Annotated in this window: 9 protein-coding genes; 3 read left to right on the top strand and 6 right to left on the bottom strand. The window is 38.0% G+C overall.

Annotated features, from left to right (window positions below):
* The first annotated feature begins 132 nt into the window (after nt 1-132).
* Entirely contained in the window at nt 133-1323 is a 1191-nt protein-coding gene (locus tag DNK85_RS03055; RefSeq protein ID WP_119328113.1) for a Bcr/CflA family efflux MFS transporter, read from the top strand.
* A 67-nt stretch (nt 1324-1390) separates the two neighbouring features.
* On the opposite strand, the gene DNK85_RS03060 is transcribed toward DNK85_RS03055, so the two are convergent.
* On the bottom strand, nt 1391-2029 hold the full coding sequence (locus DNK85_RS03060; protein ID WP_119328114.1) for an SH3 domain-containing protein: 639 nt from the start codon (nt 2027-2029) through the stop codon (nt 1391-1393).
* 206 nt (nt 2030-2235) lie between these two features.
* On the opposite strand from DNK85_RS03060, the gene DNK85_RS03065 reads away from it, so the two are divergent.
* Both DNK85_RS03065 and DNK85_RS03070 read left to right on the top strand, forming a co-directional pair.
* Nucleotides 2236-2949 carry a UDP-2,3-diacylglucosamine diphosphatase gene (locus DNK85_RS03065; protein WP_119328115.1) on the top strand — a complete coding sequence of 238 codons (714 nt, stop codon included), beginning with the start codon at nt 2236-2238 and terminating at the stop codon, nt 2947-2949.
* 68 nt (nt 2950-3017) lie between these two features.
* Complete coding sequence (locus DNK85_RS03070) at nt 3018-3500, top strand: hypothetical protein (RefSeq protein WP_119328116.1); 483 nt, start codon at nt 3018-3020, stop codon at nt 3498-3500.
* Nucleotides 3501-3786: 286 nt separating this feature from the next.
* Here the strand turns inward: DNK85_RS03070 and xerD are convergent, their stop codons facing one another.
* From xerD to rpsP, 5 genes are all read right to left on the bottom strand, one after another.
* Nucleotides 3787-4674, bottom strand: coding sequence for a site-specific tyrosine recombinase XerD (gene xerD / locus DNK85_RS03075; protein ID WP_119328124.1), 888 nt, complete (start codon nt 4672-4674; stop codon nt 3787-3789).
* A gap of 35 nt (nt 4675-4709) precedes the next feature.
* Nucleotides 4710-5057 (bottom strand): 50S ribosomal protein L19, encoded by a 348-nt coding sequence (gene rplS / locus DNK85_RS03080; protein WP_119328117.1) that lies wholly within the window; start codon nt 5055-5057, stop codon nt 4710-4712.
* A complete protein-coding gene (trmD, locus tag DNK85_RS03085) occupies nt 5054-5833 on the bottom strand; it encodes a tRNA (guanosine(37)-N1)-methyltransferase TrmD (RefSeq protein WP_328587288.1) in 780 nt (259 codons plus the stop codon). Before trmD ends, rplS begins: the two co-directional genes overlap by 4 nt.
* A 14-nt stretch (nt 5834-5847) precedes the next feature.
* The gene (gene rimM / locus DNK85_RS03090) at nt 5848-6378 is read right to left on the bottom strand and encodes a ribosome maturation factor RimM (protein ID WP_119328119.1); all 531 of its coding nucleotides are present in this window, start codon (nt 6376-6378) and stop codon (nt 5848-5850) included.
* Nucleotides 6379-6633: 255 nt separating this feature from the next.
* Entirely contained in the window at nt 6634-6891 is a 258-nt protein-coding gene (rpsP, locus tag DNK85_RS03095; RefSeq protein ID WP_117001349.1) for a 30S ribosomal protein S16, read from the bottom strand.
* Nucleotides 6892-7093: the final 202 nt, after the last annotated feature.

The following is a 7093-nucleotide window of genomic DNA, read 5'->3' on the forward strand; positions in this document are numbered from 1 at the left end:
TGCAGTATATACATATCATTAATCTAATTACAGTATTAATCGACGTTTTTTAAGTGTCTAGCACTATTATTTTTTATGGTTTGCGTTATGATGGCAGCAAATGCATCTGAGACTATTTTTTGAAGTATAAACATGGCTACTTTTGATCGTCATTTTTATCATATTTTATTGCTTGTTATTTTGCTCACTGCTGCAGGGCAAATGACCAATACCATTTATGTCCCAGCACTGACACAAATGGCAAATGAATTTGCTGTCAGTCCTGGTAGAATGCAAGCAGTAATTGCCTGTTATTTATTTCCCTATGGTTTATTACAATTTTTTTATGGCCCCTACTCCGATCGATTTGGGCGCAAACCAATGATTTTAATCGGTATTGTTTTTTTTACATTAGGATCAATCTTAGCTGTTTTTTCAACCCATTTTGTAAGCCTCTTGATTGCAAGCTTTCTACAAGGCAGTGGGATTGCTGTGGCGGGTGTCATGGCACGCACGGTTATGCGTGATCTATATTCTGGCATGAAACTTCACAGCGCTAATAGTATTATGGCCATTGCCCTTATCTTTGCCCCATTAATTGCACCATTGCTAGGCGGACTTTTTACCGATCTTCACAGCTGGCGTGCTATTTTTGTTTTTCTAACAATTTACGGTATTTTGCTTCTTGTCATTCAATGGCTTTTCTTTCCTGAAACCAATCAGCAAAAATCAAGCAAAGGCAATCTCTTAGCCAAATACAAAACGGTATTATCTAATGGCAACTTTATTATCAATCTTATTTTGCTGATTGTTGCTAATGGTGGTGTTGCCGTATTTGAAGTCAGCTCTGGTGCGTTGTTTACTTCTGTATTACAGTTTTCTCCAGCAGTTGCTAGCTTATTTTTTATTATTCCTCTGCCTTGTTACATGTTTGGCAGCTTCCTCTCGGCTCGTCTTGCCAGATACTACAGTCTTGATCGCTTACTATTAATCGGTTGTTTTACCTTATTAATTAGTGGTATTGCACTGGGCTTATTCTACTACATTTTTGGTGTAACCAGTCTTAGCATTATATTGCCAGGCTGTTTATATTTCTTAGGATGCGGGGTTATTTTTCCTACAGCAACCACCAAAGCTTTAGAGGAATTCCCAAGCATCGCTGGCACTGCAGGTGCTGTCTTGGGGGGTGCACAAAATTTAGGTGCCGGATTGTTAACGGCTTTAGCTGCTTTTATTCCATTAAAAAATCAGCTGCCTTTAGCTATTATTCTATCGACCTTGTCTGTATGCGCTTTAGTGAGTGTGATGATGAGTCAGCGCTCACGTATTGTGAAAGTAAGTTAAATATAAAAAATATATAAAAAATAATCTCATCTTCCCTTGAGAAAATGAGCTTGTATTTAGTTATCAATTAAAAATTCAAAGACATCTTTTGTAATTCACTCACCGGCACTTGTTTTACTTCTTTTTGCATTTTGCCATCTTTGCCTAGCCACTCCCTGGTAACTGTAGCAGTCTTGCCATCTTTATTGGTTTGAATACTCACGGCATGAAATGAGCGCTGTACTTGATTAGTATTCTTTGTATTATCACCACTAGCATTTGCTGGTATATTATTTTGCACCGGTTGAACTGCTTTTTGTGCTTGTGTATTTTGAGATGATGCTTGCTTCATTTGCTGTTGCAACTGCTGCATTTGATGTTGAATATTCTGTGCTGCTTGTTGGTATCGTTGCTCAAATGCTTTGCGCTGTTCCTCTAACTGCTTTTGTTGCATATTAAGCGCATTAACTGCCTGTTGGTATTGTGTTTGCATTTGCGCATGTTTGATTTGTGCTGTATTTACCCAACCAACTTGCCCTGTTTGCGTATCAGCAACTTTGATCCAATTACCTTGTTGATAAAACTGAATGTATTGATTTTGGTTCTGGTCAGTTAGCTGTGATACCACTTTAGCATTAGTGTTTGGTTCATTATAAACTTGATAGGTAGCGGCAAAAGCAGCACTAGATGCTGCAATTAAACCAAGAGATAATAGTAGTTTTTTCATGATGTCTCCTCACTGTTAGGTTAACTTAAATCTGTTGATCAGTAGATCAATTATGCTTAAAAACACAACAAAATTAAAAGCAAAATCTTAACATAAACTTAAGAAAACTGGCACAAATCTAAAAAAGCACTTACCAAGTGTGTGAATAACATTTATGATCTGTACATAACGCTAGCTAAAAAGACTAAACTCTCCCTTTTAACAACATGACGATAACTGACTACTATATTATTGCCGACTTACATTTAAGTGAGTCTCGTCCACAAACAACGCATTTATTTAAGACTTTTCTAGATGATATTGGCAGTGTGGGTAATGCACTTTTTATTCTAGGTGATTTCTTTGATTACTGGGTTGGTGATGATATATTAAGCCAGATGCAAGAGGATATTATAAATGCACTTGCTCATGCCCATGACCAGGGATTAAAAGTTTATTTTATGCATGGCAATCGCGACTTTTTAATCGGTAAAAGCTTTGCGCAAAAAGCAAAAATTACCTTTATTGATGATCCGTATCTTTTGCAATTAACGCACAAAGAAATTGTGCTGATGCATGGTGATTTATTGTGTACAGATGACAAAAGCTATCAAATATTTCGCCACTTTGTTCGCAATACATTAATGAAAAAGCTTTACCTCATGTTATCGGTAAAGATGCGCCAGCGGATCGCACGAAAAATTCGCACTAAAAGCAAACAAAAAAATGCAAAGTACAAAATAATCGATGTAACCCCCAAAGGCATAAAGCGGTATTTAGGTGAAAATAAATTACTCATTCATGGACACACACATTTACTTAATATCCATCATGAAAAAACCTATACACGTTACGTCCTAGGTGACTGGTTTAACACAGGTAGTTACATTCATATTAATCGTGATGAAAATATTGCACTTTTAAAACTTGGTAAGATTTGAAAAATAGCAAGACTTTGTCATACTTGCAATATATTAAACTCTAAAAAACACATGGAGCTAAAAATACAATGAGTCAGGAAAGCATTACCAGTATTACCACCCAAACCACAACACTCTCAAGTGACCCACAGGCTGTTTTAGGCGTGATTGTTGCACTATTAATTATGATTGTTGTTTTCTATATTTTCTCGATTGCCTTTTCATGGAGTGTATATAAGCTGCTGAAAATCATCGACAAGGATAAACAAGTCACCAAGCCATGGTTTGCTTGGCTTTTTCTTATTCCAATCGTCGGTTATATTTTTCAATGGATCGTTTTACCCTTTGGTGTTGGCAACGCACTTAAAAAATATCAAGATATGACCATTAAACTGCGAGGTGATACCTTATTTATCCTAGGCTTAGCATTCGTAATATTGCCAATTGTTACCTTTATTCCAATCATATCACCGTTTGCTTCTATTGCTTGTGTGGTGATCTATATTATCTATTGGGTCAAAATTGTTAAAGTGCGTAAATTACTTGAGGCATCAAATCTTAATAAAGGATGAAGTTTAATAGACACTTCTTGGAGTATTATGTACTCGACTACTATGTAAGCGTTGGCTTAGCGTCAGTTGAAACCTCTATAATTCCCCTCACCCGCGCAGCTTATGCTACCCAACCTCTCCCTCAAGGGGCGAGGTGAAAAAATAACACAACTTATTTCTCTATCATTACTAAGCATCTTGCCTCCAAACGTGCCCTTCGACTTACGCTCAGGGTACGTGTTTTTGAGCAAATATTAACTGCAGTCCCATACATGCTACTTTTCTTCTTCCCAACTCTTTAAACAAGTTAAGCACGCGGGTGATGTTCCTTGTATAAATTCATTAATCGCACTTGTGAGATATGCGTATAAATCGTTGTCGTCGACACACTACTATGCCCTAAAAGCATTTGCACTGAGCGCAAATCAGCCCCATGGGTTAACAGATGTGTCGCAAAGGCATGGCGCAAGGTATGTGGCGAGATGTCTTTTTTGATACCGACAAGATCAGCATAAAACTTAATACGATGCCAGAAAGTCTGGCGCGTAATACCTTTTCGGTGATGTGATACAAATAATTTATCGAGCTTTAAACCCTGCAACCAGCCATCACGCACCTCATTAATATATTTATGCAAATATTCCAAAGCATATTCACCGGTTGGCACCAAGCGCTCTTTTGAACCTTTACCCATAACACGCACAACACCTTGGCGTAAATTAACATCATCTAAGGTTAAATTAACCAATTCACTGACGCGTAATCCTGTGGCATAAATAAGCTCTAATAACGCCTTATCTCGAATGCCAATATCTGTCGTTAAATCAGGTGCATCCAACAACTTCTCTACATCTTCCTCGGAAAGATCTTTAGGTAGACTCTTTGGTAATTTGGGTAATATTAACTTCTGTGTTGGATCTGTTGTAATCTTTTGCTGTGCGTAACACCAGCTGTAAAATTTATGCAAGGTTGAAATCATTCGCGCATTAGATCGGGCACTATAGCCATCATTTAGGCGTTTGGCTAAAAAAGCTTGCAACTCTGGAAGTTTCAGATTTACTACATCATGCTCTTGATAGAACTTAAGCAGATGGTTTAAATCGGTTTTATAAGAGGATAAAGTGTTTTGGCTTAAGCCTTCACTTAGCCAGATATCATCGATAAATTGATTGATGATGTCAAAATTTGACTGCATAAAAACAAAAAAGGTTGGCAATGCCAACCTTGAAATTATACTTTTTCTTTGATTCTTGCTGCTTTACCAGTCAAGCCACGCATGTAGTAAAGCTTAGCGCGACGAACTTTAGCACGTCTTTCGACAACAACGCTGTCAATAATTGGGCTATGTGTTTGAAACGTACGCTCCACACCTTCACCAGATGACATTTTACGTACAGTAAACGCTGAGTTGATACCGCGATTCTTAATCGCAAGTACGAAGCCTTTAAACGCCTGAATACGCGCTTTATCACCTTCTTTTACCCATACATTAACCGTTACTGAGTCACCAGGATAAAATGTTGGCAAATCAGTACGTAGTTGTGAGTTTTCAACCATTTCTAAGTATTTATTCTTCATTTTTTTCTCCTAATTGTGCATTCTCTATCACATTTTTGTTTTTCATCTTGCGCTAATTGCTCAAGATATTGCTTATCTTCATTCGATAGACATAGGCACTCAATCAATTCTTTACGTCGTAAAAAAGTACGTTTCAACTTTTGTTGATATCGCCATTGTTGAATTTTTTGATGATCTCCAGATAACAGCACCGCTGGTACATCACCTGCATCCACATGTGTCGCAGGACGTGTGTAATGCGGACAATCTAATAAACCATCGTAAAATGAATCCTCAACAGCTGATGCTTGATCATTTAACACCCCAGGCAGTAAGCGCACGATGCTGTCAATCAATGTCATCGCCGGTAGCTCGCCACCGCTTAAGACATAATCACCTATTGAAATTTCTTCATCAACATAACGCTCAATCAAACGCTCATCGATACCTTCATAACGACCACAAAGCAAGATTAAAGCATCTTCACAAGCAAACTCTTTAACTAAGTTCTGAGTCAACGGTTTTCCTTGCGGCGACAAGTATACAACTTTAGCGGGTTTGTTCAATCTTTTTTTGGCTTCAACAATAGCTTTTTGCAGTGGGTCATACATCATCACCATGCCAGGCCCTCCACCAAAAGGTCGATCATCAATCGTCTGATAACGATTTGTTGCAAACTGACGCGGATTAATCGTAGTGAGTCCCACTTTTTCAAGCTGAAATGCCCGTGCTGAAACGCCATACTGGGTAATCGCATCAAACATCTCAGGAAATATCGTAATCGCTGCAAAGTTAATCATTGTGCTTACTCTTAATAGTCGTACTGCCAATCAACGGTTATTAGCTTCTGATCTTTATTGACCTCAATAACATAGTCATTCACAAAAGGGATCAAATAAGATTGATCTTTATATTTACAACAAAGCACCTCATTGGCACCTGTATCTAAAATATCATCAACCTTACCAAATGACTGCCCTTCTTTGTTGACAACCTGCATACCGATTAAGTCTACCCAGTAGTATTCATCTTCTGCTGTCTCTTTTAACACCGATCTTGGCACGGCTAATAAGGCATTGGTATATTTAGCCGCAATTTCCTTAACGTTAGCATCGGCAAATTGAATTACAAGCTTATCACCTATGCGACTGACAGCTTCACCTGTCAATGCTGACCAATTGCGATCACTTGCTTTTTTGATATACCACTGACCATAAGACAATGCCGTTTCAATCGAATCACTCAAGACATATAACTTTAATTCTCCTTTTAAACGATACGTTGCACCCACCTTAGCAATGACGATCATCTCATCATTTTGTACATTATCTTGTTGTGACATCTTAACAACCCTATTCTGTAATTAGCTAAATAAATTAAATACATAAAACAAAAACGCCAATCAACGATACGAGCGTGATTGGCGTTTCTTAAAAATTTAACATAAGCACTTAGTGTGCTTTTTAATGTTTTGCACTTAACAACTGATGAAAAATAAGTTGAGTTTAATTCCCCCTCACCCGCGACGCTTATGCTTTGCGACCTCTCCCTCAAGGGGCGAGGTGAAGGGTGGATCAACTTATTTTTTCATTATCACTTAAGCTTGTACTGTTGCTTTACGCGCTTCTTTAACGATAGAAGTTACACGATCAGACATCTTAGCACCTGTGCCTAACCAGTAGTCAACACGTTCAAGATCAACACGCACTTTTTCTTCATGTTCTTTTGCCAATGGGTTAAAGAAACCAACACGCTCGATAGGACGACCATCACGCGCTTTGCGACTGTCTGTTACCACGATTCTATAAAAAGGACGCTTCTTAGCGCCGCCTCTAGCCATACGAATTACGACCATAATATTCTCCAAATTTTCTATATTAATTATTGTTGCTCTAGAATTTGTGCTAAACACAAAAACGGGCGCATTTTAGCGTACTTTTGACGTGGGCACCAGTGATTTTAAGGCGTTAATTCATTTTTTATAGTGTTTTCACCCTTTACTCATACATTGATTGAGAATAAATAGTGTCCGCATGATATATAGTAGTTCCAAAATA

Source organism: Cysteiniphilum halobium (genome assembly GCF_003574425.1).
GTDB classification, from domain to species: domain Bacteria; phylum Pseudomonadota; class Gammaproteobacteria; order Francisellales; family Francisellaceae; genus Caedibacter; species Caedibacter halobius.